The following is a 20031-nucleotide window of genomic DNA, read 5'->3' on the forward strand; positions in this document are numbered from 1 at the left end:
GCCGCTACACAACGGGGGCCCTAGCGATCCTGCATTGAAGTCAGCGGGTGCGACCCAGACTGTCCTCACGGGAAGGATCTGTACCCCCGACCGGATTCGAACCGGCGCTACTGCCTTGAGAGGGCAGCGTGCTAGGCCGCTACACAACGGGGGCTTTGCGGACAGGATCCGCGGTGCAGATGAGCTCTGCGAGCTGGCCTACCTGGACTCGAACCAAGACTAACTGAACCAGAATCAGTCGTGCTGCCAATTACACCATAGGCCACCGGAACGCAACCCCCGAGGGGGATTTTGTTCGGCTTGCGCTTCCCGGCCGGACCTTTCGGCCCTCTCGGGCGGCGCAGGAAGAACATTACCCGAAGGTGGACGGCGCTCCAAAACGGGTATCCGGACACAGCAGCGCGGGCAGCTCCGTGAGGCGCGTGATGCGGTGGATGCCCGACGGGCCTTCCTGGGCCGCGCCGTTGCGGTCGAGCCAGATGCCGAGCAGACCCGCGTCGCGGGCGCCGCGGGCGTCGATCTCCGGCTGGTCACCGACGTACGCGATCTCCTCGGGCGCGAGCTCCAGCCGCGCGCAGACGGCGTGGAAGGCCTCGGGCGCGGGCTTGGCGACGCCGAGCTCGGCCGCGCACAGGACGGCCTCGAAGCGGTCGCGTACGCCGAGGGCGCGCAGCTTGGGGTCCTGCACCCCGTGGGAGGAGTTGGAGAGGACCGCGTGCCGGAAGCCGTCGGCGAGGGCGTCGAGGGCCGGGAGGGTGTCGGGGAAGAGGGACCAGGCGGCCTCGTAGTGGGTGCGGTAGCGGCCGAACCAGGCGTCGGCCTCGGCGTCGTCGAGCGCGGCGCCCAGGAAGTCGCGTACGCGGTCCCGACGCTGGGCGTCGAAGCCCACCTCACCGGCGCCGAAGCGGGCCCAGTGCCGCTCGGTGACCTCTTTCCAGAGGGCGAGGGCGCGCTCCGCCGTGCCGTATCTGGCGAGGGCGCCCTCCGCGGCGAGGTGCTCGCGGATGCCGACGGTGTCGGCGGTCGCGTAGTCGAAGATCGTGTCGTCGATGTCCCAGACCACGGCTTTGATCGGCATGGGGCGAATGTACGGCGAAGGGCCCGGGAGCCGATACGGCTTCCGGGCCCTTCGTGGGGTGCCTGTGCGCACCCGTGCGCGGGGTTACGCGGTCAGCTTCGCCAGCGCCGCGTCCACGCGGGCGAGGGTGCGGTCCTTGCCCAGGATCTCCAGGGACTCGAAGAGGGGCAGGCCCACCGTGCGGCCGGTGACGGCGACGCGGACCGGGGCCTGGGCCTTGCCGAGCTTCAGGCCGTGCTCCTCGCCGGCGACCAGGACGGCCTCCTTGAGGGACTCGGGGGACGACCAGTCGGCCGCCTCCAGCTTGGCGCGGGCCGTGCGCAGGAGCGCGTCGGAGCCCTCCTTCATGGCCTTGGTCCAGGAGGCCTCGTCGAAGACCGGCTCCGGCAGGAACAGGAAGTCGACGTTGTCCGTGATCTCGGAGAGGACCTTGAGGCGGGTCTGGGCGTGCGGCGCGATGGCCTCCCAGACCGCCGTGTCGAAGTCCTCGGGCGCCCAGGGGGCGTGCGGGGCCTTCAGCCAGGGCTCGCAGGCCGCGGCGAACGCCTTCACGTCCAGCATGCGGATGTGGTCGGCGTTGATCGCCTCGGCCTTCTTCAGGTCGAAGCGGGCCGGGTTGGAGTTCACGTCGGCGAGGTCGAACTTCGCGATCATCTGCTCGATCGTGAAGACGTCCTGGTCGGCGGAGAAGGACCAGCCGAGCAGGGAGAGGTAGTTCAGCAGGCCCTCGGGCAGGAAGCCGCGCTCGCGGTAGAGGTTCAGGCTGGCCTGCGGGTCGCGCTTGGAGAGCTTCTTGTTGCCCTCGCCCATGACGTACGGCAGGTGGCCGAACTGCGGGATCTCCTTGGCGACGCCCAGCTCGATCAGCGCCTTGTAGAGCGCGATCTGGCGCGGGGTCGAGGAGAGCAGGTCCTCGCCGCGCAGGACGTGGGTGATCTCCATCAGGGCGTCGTCGACCGGGTTGACCAGCGTGTACAGCGGGGCGCCGTTGGCGCGGACGATGCCGTAGTCGGTGACGTTCTCGGCCTGGACGGTGATCTCGCCGCGGACCAGGTCGGTGAAGGTCGTGGCCTCGTCGGGCATCCGGAAGCGCACGATGTGGCTGCGGCCCTCGGCCTCGTACGCCTGCTTCTGCTCCGCGGTGAGGTCGCGGCACGTGCCGTCGTAGCCGGACGGCTTGCCGGCGGCGCGGGCGGCCTCGCGGCGGGCGTCGAGCTCCTCGGTGGTGCAGTAGCAGGGGTAGGCGTGGCCGGCGGCGATGAGCTTCTCGGCGACGTCCCGGTAGATGTCCATCCGCTGCGACTGGCGGTACGGCGCGTGCGGGCCGCCGACCTCGGGGCCCTCGTCCCAGTCGAAGCCCAGCCAGCGCATGGAGTCCAGGAGCTGCTCGTACGACTCCTCGGAGTCGCGGGCGGCGTCCGTGTCCTCGATGCGGAAGACCAGGGTGCCCTCGTTGTGCCGGGCGTAGGCCCAGTTGAACAGGGCGGTGCGGACCAGGCCCACGTGGGGGTTGCCGGTCGGGGAGGGACAGAAACGTACGCGTACGTTCGCGTTAGCCACGCTTGATCACCTTGTTGGTGAGAGTGCCGATGCCTTCGATGGTGACGGCGACCTCGTCGCCGACGTGGAGGGGGCCGACCCCCTCCGGGGTGCCGGTGAGGATGACGTCGCCGGGCAGCAGCGTCATGGCCTCGGAGATGTTGACGATCAGGTCCTCGATGGAGTGCACCATGTCGGACGTGCGGCCCAGCTGGCGCTGCTGGCCGTTGACCGTGCACTGGATCGTCAGGTCGCTCGGGTCGAGCTCCGTCTCGACCCAGGGGCCCAGCGGGCAGGACGTGTCGAAGCCCTTGGCCCGCGCCCACTGCTTCTCGCGCTTCTGCACGTCACGCGCGGTGACGTCGTTGGCGCAGGTGTAGCCGAAGATCACGTCCTTGACGCGCTCGCGCGGCACCTCGCGGCACATCCGGCCGATCACCACGGCGAGCTCCGCCTCGTGGTGCAGCTCCTCGGAGAACGGCGGGTACTGGATGGCGTCGCCGGAGCCGATCATCGACGTGGCGGGCTTGAAGAAGGCGAACGGGGCCTCGGGCACCTCGTTGCCGAGCTCCCGCGCGTGCTCCGCGTAGTTCCGGCCGAAGGCCACGATCTTGTGGCCGATGACGGGCGCGAGGAGCCGGACCTTGCTCAGCGGGACCTTGACACCGCTCAGCTCGAAGTCGGCGTACGGGCTGCCCTTGATGATGTCGACGACGAGCTCGTCCGGCTTGTCGCCTTCGACCGCGCCGAAGGCGACATTGCCGTCGATGGAGAACCTGGCGATACGCACGTGGACGGTGCCCTTTGCTTGTGGGGGTGATCTGGTGCCCCAGTCTATGGGGCTCCGCCCCTCTCCCCCTTTTTTGCCGCTTCGCGGCTCGTCCTCAAGCGCCGGACGGGCTGTTTCCCTACGGGGCTTCCATGAGGATGGTGCGCTTCGGGTTGGCGGTCTGGGTGGGGAGCTCTGTCGCGTGCTCCGGCCGGTCCGCCGCGGGCTGCAGCTCCTCGGCGTCCTTGAGGTGCGCGAGGGTGGTGCGGCGGGGGTTGGCTATGTTGCGGAACATCAGCGTGGACTTCATCTGCCGTTGTGGCCCTGTCGGTTGGGGCGTCACCGTGTGGACGCCGGTTGTCGGATTCGCCATCCCTGTAAAGCGTCAGGCTAAACATGCAATTCCCGACCAATGTCGAGAAGAGGCCATGATCTTCATGTGAGTTTGCTCACGGAGGTGCGGGCAAAACGGTCAATTCCGGCTGGCGGTGGGGCCATTGAAAACGGACAATGCGCCACTGAAGCGCGCATTCCGCTCCTGATCATGAAGACTGGGACACCCGCTCGACCCGCACGTCTCGTACAGAAAAGTCCGATATAGGAGACTTCACTTTCTACGTCAGGTAACGCGCCAACCACATGCAGTCACCGTGGTCGCGGCCTGACCCACGGGCCTTGTTGGAGATCCGGCACTGTGCTGGAATTCCCGGGACCGCCGCGGGATCGAACCGGCGCACAGGGGCGCAACGCAGCGCCGAGAGCGGCGGTAAGGGGGAGCAGCGCCGGTCTCACGACCACCATGGGGTGCCCTGGTGCCCCACGACGCCGACACCGTCCCGCCGTCCACGCGGAGGGACGCCTGGTCCAGAGGTTGCGACGCTAGTGCAGGGACGTTTCAAGAGGGATGGCAGCGCTGCGGCGGAGCCGGAGCGCGGCGGAAGTGACCGCGGCTCCTCGGCCCAGCACGCCCAGAACCCCCAACCGGTGCAGTCCGGCGACAGCGGCCCGGGTGCCGCACGCCAGGGCGCGCCGGCCGGCGGCCTCCCCGCCGCCGACACCAAGGCCACGGGCGCCAAGACGCCCAGCACCGGCTCCCGAATAGCCCTGCGCAACTGGCGCATCTCCACCCGTCTGATCTCGCTCCTCGCGCTCCCCGTCATCACGGCCACCTCCCTCGGCGTGCTGCGGATCAACGAGTCGATGGACGAGATCGAGCAGCTCGACAACATGAAGCTGCTGACGGACATGACCGAGGAGGCCACCATCCTGGCCGCCGCGCTCCAGGAGGAGCGCGACCAGTCGGCGGGACCCCTCGCGCACGGCGCCGACGAGACGGACTTCACCGTCAAGGCCGCCCGCGAGAAGACGGACCGGGCCTACCGGAACTTCCTGCGCGGCACGCGGGAGCTGGACAACAGCGACAGCGAGAAGGGTCTGCTCGGCGTCCGCCAGACCACCCTGCAGATCACCCAGCAGCTGCAGCGGATCAACGACGTCCGCAAGGGCGCGTACACGGACAAGAACACGATCTCGCAGACGGTCGACGCGTACAGCCAGCTCATCACGCAGCTCCTCGGGCTCTCCGAGGACATGGCGAAGGCGACCAGCAACCCGCAGATGATCCAGCGCACGCGCGCGCTGGCGTCCTTCTCCTCCGCCAAGGAGTACGCCTCCATCCAGCGCGCCGTCATCGCGGCCGCGCTGCCCGCGAACAAGCGCGAGTTCGGCAAGCTCTCGGAGCTCGACCGCCGGTACGCCTACTCGGCGTTCGACAAGGAGAGCGCCGAGATCCAGTCCTTCAACCGGATCTACTCCGGCGACGCCGAGAAGCTCCTGAAGCCGATCAGCGAGAACAACACCGCCATCGAGGCCGCCAACTCGTACGCCAAGCGCGTGCTCGAGCAGCCCGACGGCATCAAGCTGCGCGGCAAGCGGTCCTACAAGGACTGGGTGGACGCCGACTCCTCGAAGATCGTGGAGATGTCCAGGATCGAGAAGACGCTTCTCGACGAGATGGAGCAGAAGGCCCGCGAGCTGCGCAACGACTCCGAGCAGGAAGCCATCATCAACGGTGCGCTGATCCTGCTCGTGCTCGGCGTCTCGCTCGTCGGCGCCTTCGTCGTCGCCCGGTCCATGATCCGCTCGCTGCGCCGGCTCCAGGACACCGCCACCAAGGTCGCCCAGGACCGGCTGCCCGAGCTCGTCAAGCAGCTCTCCGAGTCCGACCCGCAGGACGTGGACACGTCCGTGGAGTCGGTCGGCGTGCACTCCCGGGACGAGATCGGCCAGGTGGCCGCGGCCTTCGACGACGTGCACCGCGAGGCGGTCCGCCTCGCCGCCGAGCAGGCCCTGCTCCGGGGCAACGTCAACGCGATGTTCACCAACCTCTCGCGCCGCTCCCAGGGCCTCATCCAGCGCCAGCTGTCGCTCATCTCCGAGCTGGAGTCGCGCGAGGCCGACCCCGACCAGCTGTCCTCGCTGTTCAAGCTCGACCACCTCGCCACGCGCATGCGCCGTAACGGTGAGAACCTCCTCGTCCTCGCCGGTGAAGAGCCCGGCCGCCGCTGGACCCGCCCCGTTCCGCTCGTCGACGTGCTGCGCGCCGCCGCGTCCGAGGTGGAGCAGTACGAGCGCATCGAGCTCGCCGCCGTGCCCGCCACGGACGTCGCGGGCCGCGTCGTCAACGACCTCGTGCACCTGCTCGCCGAGCTCCTGGAGAACGCGACGTCGTTCTCCTCGCCGCAGACCAAGGTCAAGGTCACCGGTCACGCCCTGCCCGACGGCCGCGTCCTGATCGAGATCCACGACACCGGCATCGGCCTCTCCCCCGAGGACCTCGCCGCGATCAACGAGCGGCTCGCGTCGCCGCCCACCGTGGACGTCTCCGTCTCCCGCCGCATGGGTCTGTTCGTGGTCGGCCGCCTCTCGCAGCGCCACGGCATCCGCATCCAGCTGCGGCCCTCCGACTCCGGCGGCACGACGGCGCTCGTCATGCTGCCCGTCGATGTCGCCCAGGGCGGCAAGAAGGCCCCCGGCGGCATGCCGGGCGCCCCGGCGCCGACCGGTGGACCCGCGGCGGCCCAGGCCTCGGCGGGTGCCGCGGCAGCACGGCGCGGCGGCGGTGTGGCCGCAGGCCTCAGCGGCGCGGCCCGCGCCCGTCAGAACAGCCAGAACAACCAGGTCGGTCCTGGCGCCGGGACGCAGCGCGGCCAGGTCGCGGGACCGGGTCCGCGGGCTGCGCTGCCCGCGCGCGGTGGTGCCCAGGGGCCGTCGGCGGGCGGTCCGGCGGGTCCTTCGGGTCCGTCGGCCGGTTCCCCGGTGGCGCCGGGCGGGCTCGCGGGTGCCGGTGCGTCCGGCAAGCCGGGTGCCGGTGCTCCCTCCGGAGCGCAGCGGCCGCAGGCGCCGCAGCTCCCGCAGCGCTCCCAGGCTCCGGGCCCGCAGGACTCCGGTGCCGGTGGCTTCGGGCAGGGCGGCGGTCGCGGAAGCGCGGGACTGCCGCAGCCTCCGGTGCCCCAGCAGCGTACGAACAACGCCGACGCCCCGGCGGGCTCCGGTGCCGACCAGGGTCGTCGGCCGCAGCTGCCGCCCCGCGGCGGCCCCCGCGCCGAACTGCCCGGCGGCAACGCCGGGAACGGCGGCGCCCCGGCGCCGCGCGTGCCCAGCTGGAGCGACGAGAACGCGCAGCCGCAGGTGGCGCGCGAGCCCTTCGACGCGCCCCGCGGCCACGAGGAGCCCGAGACCACCGGCCAGTTCCCGCAGCCCACGGGCCTCACGGACGACCTTCAGGGCCCCGGCTCGACCGCGCAGTTCGCCCGCCCCGACTACGACGGACCGCCCCCCGGCTCGTCCGACCAGGGCACCGGCGAGTTCGTCCGGTCCGACGTCTTCGGCACGCCCGCCGCACCGGGGACCGGCCAGTCCCAGCACGCCACCGGCGAGTTCTCCGGGGACTTCGGCAACGGCGGCACCGGCAGCGTGCAGGTGCCGCGCCCGCCCGCGCCCCGCCGCGGCCAGGCCCCGCGCGCCGACCTGGACCAGGGCGCCCCGCAGCAGCCCCAGGCCCCCGGGCCCCAGGGACAGCAGCAGCGCCCCCAGGCCCAGCTGCCGCAGCAGCCCGAGCCCCAGCAGGCCGACCGACAGGACGGCCGACAGGACGGCCAGCAGGACGCCCTGCCGCCCGCGTCCGGACCGCTCGACGGCCGTACGCCGCTGTACGACACGCTGGAGACCAACTGGTTCTCGCAGCAGGCGCAGCAGCAGGCCGAGCAGGAGCGGCAGGCCCAGGAGGAGCGCCAGGCCCAGGCCCAGGCTCAGGCCCAGGAGGCGCAGCGCCAGGCCGAGCAGAACCGGCAGGTGGAGCAGCAGCGCCAGGCGGAGCAGCAGCACCGCCAGGCCGAGCAGCAGCGCCAGCAGGCCGAGCAGAACCGCCAGGCCGGTCCCGAGCACCGCCCCGAGCTGCCGCAGCGCCCCGGCGCCCAGCGGCCGCAGCGCGGCGAGCGCGCCCCCGAGGCCGCCCGCCGCCAGGAGCCCGCGCCCCAGCAGCGGCTGCCCCGGCGCGACCAGCAGCTCCCCCAGCGCGACCAGCAGCGCGACCCGCAGCTCCCGCAGCGCCCCCTCGGCGGCGCGCGCCCCCAGGGCGCGGGAGCCCCGAACCGGCCGCAGCCGCCGTCGCAGTCGCCCGGCACCGCGCCCGGACCCCAGCACCCGGCGGGCCCCGCGGCCCCGGGCCACCACGACGCGCACACCGCGAACAGCACCACCGCGTCCCACAGCACCACCGCGAACACCAACAACAGCGCTTGGCGCACGTCGCCGAACGACGAGCTGGGCCGCCAGGCCGAGCGCGTCCGACAGCCCTCCGCCGGCGGCGTCACCACCTCCGGCCTTCCGCGCCGCGTGCCACGGGCGAACCTCGTGGCGGGCACCGCACAGCAGGCGCAGGAGAGCCAGGGTCCGCAGGTCTCCCGCGCGCCCGACGACGTGCGCGGCCGACTGACCAATCTCCGTCGGGGCATCCAGCAGGGTCGCCAGGCCGGCACCGGCCAGACCGGCAGTTTCCCCACTTACCAGCAGGAGCGTTAGTTGAGTCCGATGAGCCAGGCGGCACAGAACCTGAACTGGTTGATCACCAACTTCGTGGACAACACCCCCGGGGTGTCCCACACGGTCGTGGTCTCCGCCGACGGCCTGCTTCTCGCGATGTCCGAGGGCTTTCCGCGCGACCGCGCCGACCAGCTCGCGGCCGTCGCCTCCGGCCTGACCTCCCTCACCGCCGGGGCCTCCCGGATCTTCGAGGGCGGGGCGGTCACGCAGACGGTCGTGGAGATGGAGCGCGGCTTCCTGTTCATCATGTCCATCTCGGACGGCTCGTCCCTGGCCGTGCTTGCGCACCCGGAGTGCGACATCGGCCTCGTCGGGTACGAGATGGCGCTGCTCGTGGACCGTGCGGGCACCGTCCTCACCCCGGACCTGCGGGCCGAACTGCAGGGGAGCCTGCTGCACTAGGCCGGCCCGGACCCGCCACGCCTCCCCCGGCCGCCCCACCGGCCGGGCGACCAGACCGAACGTAACCGCCCGCCGTCCGGCCGCCATTCGTGCCCCCACCCGGCTGAAGTCAGACGGAACGCAGACCCACTGCTTTCCCGCCCGGAGGATCCATGACCCCGCCCACCGCCTCTCACGACCCGTACGGTGCTTCCCATGCCGGGTACGGAGTTGAGGGCGACCAGCCGCTGGTGCGTCCGTACGCCATGACCGGCGGCCGGACCCGGCCCCGCTACCAGCTCGCGATCGAGGCGCTGGTGAGCACGACGGCCGACCCGGCCCAGCTGATGGGGCTGCTCCCCGAGCACCAGCGGATCTGCCACCTGTGCCGCGAGGTCAAGTCGGTGGCGGAGGTCTCCGCGCTCCTGTCGATGCCGCTCGGCGTCGCCCGCATCCTGGTCGCCGACCTGGCCGAGGCCGGGCTCGTGGCGATCCACCAGCCCGGCGGCGACGAGTCCGCCGGCGGCCAGCCAGACGTGACACTGCTCGAGAGGGTGCTCAGTGGACTTCGCAAGCTCTGACGGGAGCGGCTACGCCGGTTCCGGTGGCGGCGGCCGGTCCACCACGTCCGCGAAGATCGTGGTGGCGGGCGGCTTCGGCGTGGGCAAGACGACGTTCGTCGGGGCCGTGTCCGAGATCAATCCGCTGCGCACCGAGGCCGTGATGACGTCCGCGTCGGCGGGCATTGACGACCTCACCCACACCGGGGACAAGACCACCACGACGGTGGCGATGGATTTCGGCCGGATCACGCTCGACCAGGACCTGATCCTCTACCTGTTCGGCACGCCGGGGCAGGACCGCTTCTGGTTCATGTGGGACGACCTGGTGCGCGGTGCGATCGGTGCGATCGTGCTCGTCGACACCCGTCGTCTGGCCGACTGTTTCCCGGCCGTCGACTACTTCGAGAACTCCGGTCTCCCGTTCGTCATCGCCCTCAACGGCTTCGACGGCCAGCAGCCCTACACCCCGGACGAGGTCCGCGAGGCGCTGCAGATCGGCCCGGACACCCCGATCATCACCACCGATGCCCGGCAGCGTGCGGAAGCAAAGAGTGGCCTGATCACGCTGGTTGAACACGCACTTATGGCACGACTCAAGTAGGCGAGGTCATACGGAAGTTGCCGTAGATCGCACGGAACGATCTGTGTCCTTTGACACGGACCGCCGCCGTGTTCATAACGTTTCGACAGAGAATTCCACCTGACCCGCAACCCCTCGCGGTCGGGTGGTGTCACTGTGCGCACAACAGCCCCGCCTTTTGGCGGGGCTCGCTCTTTATGACCGATTTATCTGAGGCTTACACCACTCGGAACGCTTCCTTCCTACTGTTTGGAAGAGCACCACCTGACGTGCTGGAATGCGCTGAACTGCCCAGTAGCACGGGCCTTTGGAGACGACAGCGGCACCAGCGCAGGAGCCGCCGCCGAGAGGTTGTTGGTCGAGTGAGGCGAAGCAAGACGAGCCCCGCACCCCCGGACCGGGATACGCGGGGCAACTTCACCCCGCCGCCGCGCGCAGCAGCGCCGTCCGCGGACGCACCGGGCGGCGAACCCCAAGCCGCCTCCGGCAGCCGGTGGTCACCGAGGAACTGGCGCGTACCGACCCGCCTCAACGCGATCCTCCTCATACCCGTGCTCGTCGGCCTCGTCATGGGCGGCTTCCAGGTGAAGGCCGCCATCGACACCTGGGACGAGGCCCGTGACGCCGAGGCCACGGCCCGCCTCGTGCGCGCGTCCCTCGACTACGGCAACCGCCTCATCGAGGAGCGCGACGTCTCCGCGGCGCCGCTCCTGAAGGGCAAGAAGAACGACCCGGACGTCGCCAAGGCCCGCAAGGCCACCGACGCGGCGGCCGCCGCGTTCGACGACGCCGCCGGGGACATGCCGAGCAAGGAGGGCCTGGAGCGCCGTCTGGCCGCCTTCAAGAAGGTCGAGCCCAAGCTCGAGGGCCTGCGCGAGGCCGCGTACACGAGCAAGCTGCCCGGCGTGCAGACCGAAGAGGCGTACGTCGCCATCCAGCACCCGCTGATGGAGTTCGCCAACGAGCTCGGCCTCGGCACCGGAAACATCACCTCCTACGGCCGCACCGTCTACGCCGTGTCCCTCGCGAAGGCCGCGCTCTCCCTGGAGCGCTCCATCGGCACGCACCTCCTGGTGAAGCCGGGCCCGACGCAGGGCGAGCTGGCCAAGCAGCGGGTCACCTTCTCCTCGTACGCCTACCTCGAGCGCATCGCCATCGAGGAGTACACCGGCGGTGGCACCCCCTCCGACATCAAGAAGCTCGAAGAGGCGAAGACGAAGCTCGCCGCCGAGGGCAAGCGCCTCGCCGAGGAGGGCGCGGCCCAGGCACGCGCCAAGGGCGAGAAGTACGTGCCCATGCCGTCCGGCGAGAAGACCATCGGCCTGATCTCCTCGCTGCCGAGCACCCAGCCGAGCGCGCGCGTGGAGCTCGCGGGCAAGGGCATCACCGCCCCCGCCCTGTGGGCCGTGACCACCGCCAAGTTCGATGCCTACCGCACGATCGAGTCCGACCTCGCCGACAAGGCCGTGACCGAGGCCTCCGGCATCGCCGACGACGCCAAGACCGACGCCTTCATCACCGGTGCCGTCGTGGTGGTCGCGCTGCTCGCCGCCTTCATCATCGCCGGGTTCATGGCCCGCCAGATGAGCCAGTCGATGCGCAGCCTGCGCACCGCCGCCTTCGGCATCGCCGAGCAGCGCCTGCCGATGCTCGTCGACCAGCTCTCGCGCACCGACCCGGGCCGCGTCGACACCCGCGTCCAGCCCATCCCGATCACCACCACCGACGAGATCGGCGAGGTCGCCCGCGCCTTCGACCAGGTGCACCGCGAGGCGGTCCGGCTGGCGTCCGAGCAGGCCCTGCTCCGGGGCAACATCAACGCGATCTTCACCAACCTCTCCCGCCGCAACCAGTCGCTGATCGAGGGCCAGCTGACCCTCATCACCGACCTGGAGAACAACGAGGCGGACCCGGACCAGCTGGAGAGCCTCTTCCGCCTGGACCACCTCGCGACCCGCATGCGCCGCAACGGCGAGAACCTCCTGGTCCTCTCCGGCGAGGAGCCGGGCCGCCGCTGGGACCAGCCGGTGCCCCTGGTGGACGTCCTCCGCGCCGCCTCGTCCGAGGTGGAGCAGTACGAGCGCATCGAGCTCTCGGGCGTGCCGGAGGCCGAGATCCACGGCCTCGCCGTGACCGACCTCGTGCACCTGCTCGCCGAGCTCCTGGAGAACGCGACGACGTTCTCCTCGCCGCAGACCAAGGTCAAGGTCACCGCGACCCGCCTGCCCGACGGCCGCGTGATGGTCGAGATCCACGACAAGGGCATCGGCCTGACCGCCGAGGACTTCGCGGACATCAACCACCGCCTGGCCAACCCGCCGACGGTCGACGCCGCGATCTCGCAGCGCATGGGCCTGTTCGTGGTCGGCCGCCTGTCCGACCGGCACGGCATCCGCGTCCAGCTGCGCCCCTCGGGCGAGCAGGCGGGCACGACGTCCCTCGTCATGCTGCCGGAGGTCATCACGCACGGTGGTGGCGGCGAGCAGCAGCCGGGCGACTCCGAGTTCACGGTCTCCTCGATCATCCCCGAGCAGCAGGCCACGACGCCCGAGCCGCTGCACACGGCCGCGGAGCTCGGCTTCGACGACAGCCGCTACCACGGCGACGGCCAGGAGTCCGGCCAGCAGCTCGACCCCGTGGGCCGCTCGCTGCTGCGCGAGGAGCGCCGCGCGGCGCTCGAGGCGCAGGCTGCCCAGTCGGGCCAGGCGGGCCCGGCGGAGGGCCGTCCGCTCTTCCGCGACGAGGTGGGGGCGGCGGCGCCGGACGCCTACGCGCAGGGGTACGAGGACCAGCACGCCGGCTACGAGAACCCGCAGGCCGGTTACGAGGCCCCGCAGGCCGGATACGACGAGCAGCAGTCGGCGTACGACGCCCAGCAGGCCGCGTACGACACCGCACAGGCGCCCGGCTACGACCAGGGCCAGGGCGGCTACCAGGCGCAGTACGACGAACAACTGACGTACGACCAGGGTGCGTCGGCGTACGCGGAGCCGTACTACCCGGCGCCGGACGGCTACCAGGACGGCGCTTATACGGAGTCCGGCCAGGAGGGTCAGGACACCCGTGCGGGCGGGGCGCAGGAACCGTTCGCCACCTACCCTGAGCGCTCCCACCAGGACGACTGGCCGCTGCGCGACGGTTACCAGGAGGAGTACCAGGGCGAGTACGCTCCCGAAGCGGAATCGGCCCTGGGCACTGACGCCGACGAGCGCGAGCGCGTAGGCTTCGACCGTCCGGGACCTGCCCCGGAGCACCCGGCGAACCCGACGGACCCGAACCTGACGGACCCGAACCTGTCGGCGCCGTCGCCGGCCGCGCACGAGCTGACCGACGCGGGCCTCCCGCGCCGCGGCAGCGCCGTGCCGAACGGCAACGGCGGCGCCCCCGCCGCGCAGGGCGACGAAGGCCACGACGGCGAGAGCCCGAACGGCGAGCCCCGCGGCACCGGCTGGCGCTCGTCCAACGACGAGCGGTGGCACCGTGCCGAGCAGCTGAAGGAGCCGAAGGCGGGCGGGGTCACCTCGTCCGGCCTGCCGCGGCGGGTGCCCAAGGCCAACCTGGTCGAGGGCACCGCGGAGCAGACCCCGCAGGGCGGCCCCCAGGTCTCCCGCGACCCGGAGGAAGTCCGGGGCAGACTGAGCAACCTGCGCCGCGGCGTCCAGCGGGGCCGCAGCGCGGGCAGTGACACGAATGGCCAGGGCTTCAGCCCTGATAGCACCTACAACCAGGAGCGTTAGTGTGAGCCCGATGAGCCAGGCGGCGCAGAACCTGAACTGGTTGATCACCAACTTCGTGGAGAACACCCCAGGGGTGTCCCACACCGTGGTGGTCTCCGCCGACGGACTCCTTCTGGCGATGTCCGAAGGCTTCCCGCGCGACCGAGCCGACCAGCTCGCCGCCGTCGCGTCGGGTCTGACCTCCCTCACGGCCGGGGCCTCCCGGATCTTCGAGGGCGGCTCCGTGACCCAGACCGTTGTGGAGATGGAGCGAGGATTTCTCTTCATCATGTCCATCTCGGACGGTTCGTCCCTGGCCGTACTCGCCCACCCAGAGGCGGACATCGGTCTCATTGGGTACGAGATGGCACTTCTTGTCGACCGAGCGGGCACCGTCCTCACTCCGGACCTGCGCGCGGAGCTTCAGGGGAGCCTGCTCAACTAACAGACAGACGGTGCGTATTCGCGTCCCGGGGCCGTAAGGTTTCGGGACGCGGCTCCACAGTGATGGCGCCGAGCACAGTTTTGGAGGAGGAGTTCGTGGCTGCAACACCCCCAGACGGTTCGTCTTCGGCCAATTGGCCTTCGGGCCACGGCCAGGCACAGGGCCAGGGTGACGGTTCGCAGAACCGGTACAACTTCCCCTCCGCGCCCAGCCATCGCCGCCAGCCGCCGTACCGGCAGCCGGGCCCGCAGGCCCCGGTCCCGCCGAGCCCGTACGGCCAGCAGCCGTACGCACCCCGCATCCAGCCCGTGCAGCCGCAGCGCCGCGCCCCCGAGCCGGCGCCCGCACCGGCCGCGACCAATCCTCTGGTGCGTCCGTACGCCATGACGGGCGGGCGCACCAGGCCGCGCTACCAGCTCGCCATCGAGGCGCTGGTGCACACCACCGCACAACCGCACCAGTTGCAAGGGCAGTTGCCCGAGCACCAGCGGATCTGCAACCTGTGCCGCGAGATCAAGTCAGTGGCCGAGATCTCGGCCCTGCTCTCCATCCCCCTCGGCGTCGCCCGGATCCTCGTCGCCGACCTGGCGGAGGCCGGTCTCGTCGCCATCCATCAGCCCGGCGGTGACGAGTCCGCCGGCGGCCAGCCAGACGTGACACTGCTCGAAAGGGTGCTCAGTGGACTTCGCAAGCTCTAGCGGCGGAGCAACAGCCCGCTCCACCACCAGCGCGAAAATCGTGGTGGCGGGCGGCTTCGGCGTGGGCAAGACCACGTTCGTCGGGGCGGTCTCCGAGATCAACCCGCTGCGCACCGAGGCCGTCATGACGTCCGCTTCCGCGGGCATCGACGACCTCACCCACACCGGGGACAAGACGACGACCACCGTCGCCATGGACTTCGGCCGCATCACCCTGGACCAGGACCTGATCCTCTACCTGTTCGGTACGCCGGGACAGGACCGCTTCTGGTTCATGTGGGACGACCTGGTACGGGGCGCCATCGGCGCGGTCGTCCTCGTCGACACGAGGAGGCTCGCCGACTGCTTCCCCGCCGTCGACTACTTCGAGAACTCCGGGCTCCCGTTCGTGATCGCCCTCAACGGCTTCGACGGGCACCAGCCGTACACCCCCGACGAGGTGCGGGAAGCCCTCCAGATCGGGCCGGACACCCCCATCATCACCACGGACGCCCGGCACCGGGCCGATGCGAAGTCCGCGTTGATCACTCTCGTGGAGCATGCGTTGATGGCTCGGCTCCGGTAGGGGTTCGGCTTTCCCGCCGTGGGGGTGCCCGCCGCTACCGCGGCGGGTTTTCTCTCCCACCCGCCCGCCCGTTTCCACCCTCACGCGGGGTGGACGTCCCCGGCTCGGGCCGAGCGCCGTTGGCGGCTGCGTGTGGGGTGGGCGGGCGGGGAAATCCCCGCCGCGAAGCGGCGGGACGGTGGCGTATCTGGGCGGCCAACGACCGTGGGCCCCGTACTCGGGTGAGTACGGGGCCCACGGTCGTTCAGGGGTGGCGGGGCTAGCCCTGCCAGCTGTGCGGGGCGCGGAAGCCCGGGGTGCGCTCCAGGCGGCGCCAGCCGGCCTTGTCGCGGCTCCGGTGGACGGGAGCGTCGGGCTGCGCCGCCGCGCGGGCGAGCAGGATCGCGGTGAGGGCCGCGACCTCCTCGGGCTCGGCGTGGCCCTTCTCGACGCGGATGTCGGGAGTAGTCATGTGCAACGTCTCCTTCTGGGACAAGCCCGGGAAGTCAGGGAGGGAAGAGCGCCGCTACTGCGGCGGGTTCCCGTGCTTGCGCGACGGCAGATCGGCGTGCTTGTTGCGCAGCATCGCCAGCGAGCTGATCAGCACCGAGCGCGTTTCGGCGGGGTCGATGACGTCGTCGACGAGCCCGCGCTCGGCGGCGTAGTACGGGTGCATGAGCTCGGCCTTGTACTCCTTGACCATGCGCGCCCGCATGGCCTCGGGGTCCTCGGCCGCGGCGATCTGGCGCCGGAAGATGACGTTGGCCGCACCCTCCGCGCCCATCACGGCGATCTCGTTGGTCGGCCAGGCGTAGGTCAGGTCGGCGCCGATGGACTGGGAGTCCATCACGATGTACGCGCCGCCGTACGCCTTGCGCAGGATGAGGGAGATCCGGGGCACCGTCGCGTTGCAGTACGCGTAGAGCAGCTTCGCGCCGTGGCGGATGATGCCGCCGTGCTCCTGGTCCACGCCCGGCAGGAAGCCGGGCACGTCGAGGAGCGTGACGATCGGGATGTTGAAGGCGTCGCACATCTGGACGAAGCGCGCGGCCTTCTCGGAGGCCTCGATGTCGAGGACGCCGGCGAGGGTCTGCGGCTGGTTGGCGATGATGCCGACGACCTGGCCGTCGAGGCGGGCGAGCGCGCAGATGATGTTGCGCGCCCAGCGCTCGTGGACCTCCAGGTAGTCGCCGTCGTCGACGAGCTCCTCGATGACCTTGGTCATGTCGTACGGCCGGTTCCCGTCCGCCGGGACCAGGTCGAGCAGGACGTCGGAGCGGCGGTCCGCCGGGTCGTCGCAGGGGGCGACGGGCGGGTTCTCGCGGTTGTTCTGCGGGAGCATCGCCAGCAGGTAGCGCACCTCGGCGAGGCAGGTCTCCTCGTCGTCGTACGCGAAGTGGCAGACGCCGGAGGTCTCGGCGTGCACGTCGGCGCCGCCCAGGCCGTTCTGGGAGATCTCCTCGCCGGTCACCGCGCGGACCACGTCGGGTCCGGTGATGAACATCTGCGAGGTGTCGCGGACCATGAAGACGAAGTCGGTCAGGGCGGGGCTGTAGGCCGCGCCGCCCGCGCACGGGCCCAGCATGACCGAGATCTGCGGGATGACGCCCGAGGCCTTGGTGTTGCGCTGGAAGATGCCGCCGTACCCGGCGAGGGCGGAGACGCCCTCCTGGATGCGGGCGCCCGCGCCGTCGTTCAGGGAGACGAGCGGCGCGCCCGCCGCGATGGCCATGTCCATGATCTTGTGGATCTTCGTGGCGTGCGCCTCGCCGAGGGCACCGCCGAAGATCCGGAAGTCATGGGCGTACACGAAGACCGTGCGGCCCTCGACCGTGCCCCAGCCGGTGATGACACCGTCCGTGTACGGCTTCTTGGCCTCCAGGCCGAAGCCCTGGGCCCGGTGCCGCCGCAGCTGCTCGACCTCCTGGAACGAACCCTCGTCGAGGAGGAGCGCGATGCGCTCGCGTGCGGTCAGCTTGCCCTTGGCGTGCTGCGCCTCGGTCGCCTTCTCGCTGGGCCCCGCCAGCGCCGCCGCGCGGATCCCGGCCAATTCGGCCACTCGGCCCCGCGCGTCGGTGGGCTCCCCCGCCGAAGATCCAGCTTCGTCCAAAACGGTCATGCTCTCGACCTTACGAAGGACACCGCGGAAAACGGACCGTCGACTCTGCACAGTCTCGGGACCGTTTTCCTGGCACCCCCGGACAGAAGTTTTGTACGGTGCAGCCGAAGTCACTGCTCAGAGGCCCATCCGGCTGTAGGGATTCCACAAGCCCGACGAATGAGACTCGTCTCACATTCGAGGCCGGCACGAGCGGGCCACTAGTCGCCGCGCTGTCGCAGCGTACGGCCCCTGAGGGTGCCGACGGAGCCTCGGTGGAGCCCCGCTCGCGCGCACGGGCGGCGGCCCGGGCCGCGAAGGATACCGCGCCGTTCTGACGCGTCGCTGAATTGGCGGAGGCCGACAACCGGCGACGGCCCGGCGGGCACCCCGTGAAGCCTCCCGCGCGGGGCCTTCGGGCGGCCCGCGGGACCCGGCCCCGGCGCACGCCACGGCCGCTCCCCCGCCCCGCACCCGCACGCACCGCCCGCCGCGATCCGGCCACCGCGCCCGCACGGACTCCCGGAAATTCCCGACCTCGCACCCGGCGTGTGATCGCGCCAATACGCTCCGTTTGATGTTGAATATTGAACCGCATGGCGTTACAGTCAATCTCGTTGAACATTCAACAGCTCATCCCCGAGAGCTCACCCCCGAGCCCGTCCCCAGGAGCACGTCATGGGTTTCTTCAACCGCAAGAACGAGACCGCCGCCACCCCCGCCGCAGCCGCCCCGGTGAACCCCGACCTCGCCGCGCTGACCGGTGACTACACCGTGGACCCCTCGCACACGTCGATCGGCTTCGTCGCCCGGCACGCCATGGTCACCAACGTCAAGGGCGCCTTCCTCGACGTCAGCGGCTCGCTGCACCTGGACGGCACCGACCCGTCCGCGTCGACGGCGTCGCTCGACATCGCGATGGACAGCATCGACACCGGCAACGCGGACCGCGACGGCCACCTCAAGAGCGCGGACTTCTTCAAGACGGACGAGTTCCCGACGATGACCTTCCGCTCCACGAAGTCCGAGGCCCTCGGCGGCGACGACTACCGCGTCACCGGCGACCTGACGATCCTCGGCACCACCCGGCCGATCACCATCGACCTGGAGTTCAACGGCTCGGCGAAGGACCCGTTCGGCAACGAGCGCGTCGGCTTCGAGGGCAAGGCCGAGCTCCTGCGCTCCGACTGGGGCCTGACCTGGAACGCGGCCCTGGAGACCGGCGGCGTCCTCGTCTCCGACAAGATCAAGCTGAACTTCGACATCTCGGCGATCAAGAACGCCGCCTGAGCGCCCGCGCGTGGTGCGCGGCCACGGCGTGGAAGGACCGCTTGGGCTCCCAGCGGTAGGGCGAGGCCGGGTCGAGGTGGTCTTCGCGGATCACCTTGACCAGGCCGTAGCCCGCCATGTCCAGGTCGTACTTCGGCGCGGTCGCGTGGTGCGGTGACTCGCAGTCGATGAACTGGTACGGCGACGCGCCCAGGAGCCCCTCCGCCTCGAACACGGCGAGCATGAACGCGAGGTGCCGGGCCTGCTCGCGCTCGCTGCGGACGAGGCCGCCCTCGATCACCGGGACGTCGCCCTCGTAGTCGACGACGTCCCAGCCGTCGCGGCCCCGTTGCGCCGCGCCCTCGTAGGTGCAGCAGCCGGTCTCCACGATCGTGATCGGCTTCCGCCAGCGCCGGTACCGCGCCAGCTCCCTGGTGTGCGCGGCCGGTTCGCGGTGGTACGCGTAGTAGTCGAGCCCGACCACGTCGAACGGGCTCCAGTCGATCTCCTCGAGCCCCGCCGCCGCGCCGTAGCTGATCCGGCCGTGGAAGTGGCGCCGGGCCACGGCGGCCGCCTTCGCCAGGAAGGCGTTCAGGCGGCGCAGGAAGACCCGGATGTCGTACGTCTCCTCGGCGAGGTAGCGCATCCGGTCGAGGAACGTCGCGCCGGGCACGATGCCGGGCGCGAAGAAGAGGTACTCGCAGCCGACGACCAGGATGACCTCGGGGCCGCGGTGCGCGCGCAGGCGCTCGGCGGCGCGCGCGGTGCGGGCCAGATGGTCCAGGATCTCGCGCTGCGGCCGGTCGAACGGCCGCGGCTGCACCAGGACGTGCAGCCCGCGCTCCAGGGCGCAGGACGCGGCCTCGGTGAGCCGCCCGACGTCGGTGCCGAGCAGGGTGACGGCGTTGCAGTGCAGGCCCTGGTGGATGGCGCGCAGGTCGGTGGCCAGGATCGCCTGGGACCACAGCGGCCGGGTGAGCTCGCCGTCCGCGGTGAAGTCGGTGCCGGTGTCGTAGCAGACGCCGCGGTGGGTGAGGCCGCCGCGGCCGGGCGGGCGGCGGCCGGACGCGGCGCGGGCTGCCGCCGGGGTGGTGGCGGTCAGGGCTCCGGCGGAGGCCAGTATCCCCATCACGGCCGCCCGCCTCAGGAAGGCGGCGCGGCTCATCTCCGCGGCCGTGGCCGTGCCCGTGGCACGCGGCTCGGTGGTGCGTACGTCAGTGGTGCGTACGTCAAAGGTCATGCCCTCAG

General features: G+C 71.0%; 16 protein-coding genes and 3 tRNA genes (1 of these 19 cut by a window edge). 9 read left to right on the forward strand and 10 right to left on the reverse strand.

Translation table 11 applies throughout. The annotated features are described in order from the left end of the window. The 7 genes from ACFWZ5_RS10040 to ACFWZ5_RS10070 all read right to left on the reverse strand — a co-directional run. Window positions 1-19, reverse strand: a tRNA-Glu gene (locus tag ACFWZ5_RS10040) (it extends 154 nt beyond the left edge of the window). A gap of 62 nt (window positions 20-81) precedes the next feature. Then, window positions 82-154: transfer RNA gene (locus ACFWZ5_RS10045), tRNA-Glu, on the reverse strand. A 39-nt stretch (window positions 155-193) separates the two neighbouring features. Then, window positions 194-265, reverse strand: a tRNA-Gln gene (locus tag ACFWZ5_RS10050). Between the two features lie 87 nt (window positions 266-352). After that, complete coding sequence (locus tag ACFWZ5_RS10055) at window positions 353-1078, reverse strand: HAD family hydrolase (RefSeq protein WP_384799856.1); 726 nt, start codon at window positions 1076-1078, stop codon at window positions 353-355. 84 nt (window positions 1079-1162) lie between these two features. Next, entirely contained in the window at window positions 1163-2638 is a 1476-nt protein-coding gene (gene gltX / locus ACFWZ5_RS10060) for a glutamate--tRNA ligase (protein WP_384799859.1), read from the reverse strand. Continuing rightward, window positions 2631-3407, reverse strand: coding sequence for a fumarylacetoacetate hydrolase family protein (locus tag ACFWZ5_RS10065; RefSeq protein ID WP_384799862.1), 777 nt, complete (start codon window positions 3405-3407; stop codon window positions 2631-2633). Before ACFWZ5_RS10065 ends, gltX begins: the two co-directional genes overlap by 8 nt. 118 nt (window positions 3408-3525) lie before the next feature. After that, complete coding sequence (locus tag ACFWZ5_RS10070; RefSeq protein ID WP_384799880.1) at window positions 3526-3759, reverse strand: hypothetical protein; 234 nt, start codon at window positions 3757-3759, stop codon at window positions 3526-3528. 509 nt (window positions 3760-4268) lie between these two features. On the opposite strand from ACFWZ5_RS10070, the gene ACFWZ5_RS10075 reads away from it, so the two are divergent. The 8 genes from ACFWZ5_RS10075 to ACFWZ5_RS10110 all read left to right on the forward strand — a co-directional run bounded on the left by ACFWZ5_RS10075 (window position 4269) and on the right by ACFWZ5_RS10110 (window position 15437). Then, on the forward strand, window positions 4269-8468 hold the full coding sequence (locus ACFWZ5_RS10075) for a nitrate- and nitrite sensing domain-containing protein (RefSeq protein WP_384799865.1): 4200 nt from the start codon (window positions 4269-4271) through the stop codon (window positions 8466-8468). Window positions 8469-8477: 9 nt separating this feature from the next. Continuing rightward, window positions 8478-8891, forward strand: a complete 414-nt coding sequence (locus tag ACFWZ5_RS10080) for a roadblock/LC7 domain-containing protein (RefSeq protein WP_190139150.1) — start codon at window positions 8478-8480, stop codon at window positions 8889-8891. A gap of 152 nt (window positions 8892-9043) precedes the next feature. Beyond that, entirely contained in the window at window positions 9044-9451 is a 408-nt protein-coding gene (locus ACFWZ5_RS10085) for a DUF742 domain-containing protein (RefSeq protein ID WP_384799868.1), read from the forward strand. Next, a complete protein-coding gene (locus tag ACFWZ5_RS10090) occupies window positions 9432-10034 on the forward strand; it encodes an ATP/GTP-binding protein (protein WP_384799871.1) in 603 nt (200 codons plus the stop codon). Before ACFWZ5_RS10085 ends, ACFWZ5_RS10090 begins: the two co-directional genes overlap by 20 nt. A 341-nt stretch (window positions 10035-10375) precedes the next feature. Beyond that, window positions 10376-13750, forward strand: a complete 3375-nt coding sequence (locus ACFWZ5_RS10095; protein WP_384799874.1) for a nitrate- and nitrite sensing domain-containing protein — start codon at window positions 10376-10378, stop codon at window positions 13748-13750. Window positions 13751-13760: 10 nt separating this feature from the next. Then, a complete protein-coding gene (locus ACFWZ5_RS10100) occupies window positions 13761-14174 on the forward strand; it encodes a roadblock/LC7 domain-containing protein (RefSeq protein WP_030676106.1) in 414 nt (137 codons plus the stop codon). Window positions 14175-14236: 62 nt separating this feature from the next. After that, window positions 14237-14872 carry a DUF742 domain-containing protein gene (locus tag ACFWZ5_RS10105; RefSeq protein ID WP_384799877.1) on the forward strand — a complete coding sequence of 212 codons (636 nt, stop codon included), beginning with the start codon at window positions 14237-14239 and terminating at the stop codon, window positions 14870-14872. Continuing rightward, complete coding sequence (locus ACFWZ5_RS10110; protein ID WP_030361923.1) at window positions 14853-15437, forward strand: ATP/GTP-binding protein; 585 nt, start codon at window positions 14853-14855, stop codon at window positions 15435-15437. Before ACFWZ5_RS10105 ends, ACFWZ5_RS10110 begins: the two co-directional genes overlap by 20 nt. Before the next feature lie 259 nt (window positions 15438-15696). On the opposite strand, the gene ACFWZ5_RS10115 is transcribed toward ACFWZ5_RS10110, so the two are convergent. Both ACFWZ5_RS10115 and ACFWZ5_RS10120 read right to left on the reverse strand, forming a co-directional pair. Further along, complete coding sequence (locus ACFWZ5_RS10115) at window positions 15697-15888, reverse strand: acyl-CoA carboxylase subunit epsilon (protein ID WP_384804689.1); 192 nt, start codon at window positions 15886-15888, stop codon at window positions 15697-15699. A gap of 54 nt (window positions 15889-15942) precedes the next feature. Further along, window positions 15943-17535 (reverse strand): acyl-CoA carboxylase subunit beta, encoded by a 1593-nt coding sequence (locus tag ACFWZ5_RS10120; protein WP_384804687.1) that lies wholly within the window; start codon window positions 17533-17535, stop codon window positions 15943-15945. Between the two features lie 657 nt (window positions 17536-18192). Here ACFWZ5_RS10120 and ACFWZ5_RS10125 point away from each other — a divergent pair. After that, window positions 18193-18804, forward strand: coding sequence for a YceI family protein (locus tag ACFWZ5_RS10125; protein WP_384804685.1), 612 nt, complete (start codon window positions 18193-18195; stop codon window positions 18802-18804). Here the strand turns inward: ACFWZ5_RS10125 and ACFWZ5_RS10130 are convergent. Beyond that, window positions 18788-20023, reverse strand: coding sequence for an abortive phage infection protein (locus ACFWZ5_RS10130; RefSeq protein ID WP_384804683.1), 1236 nt, complete (start codon window positions 20021-20023; stop codon window positions 18788-18790). The genes ACFWZ5_RS10125 and ACFWZ5_RS10130 overlap by 17 nt on opposite strands. Window positions 20024-20031: the final 8 nt, after the last annotated feature.

The organism is Streptomyces sp. NPDC059003 (assembly GCF_042740445.1).
Classification (GTDB): Bacteria; Actinomycetota; Actinomycetes; order Streptomycetales; family Streptomycetaceae; genus Streptomyces.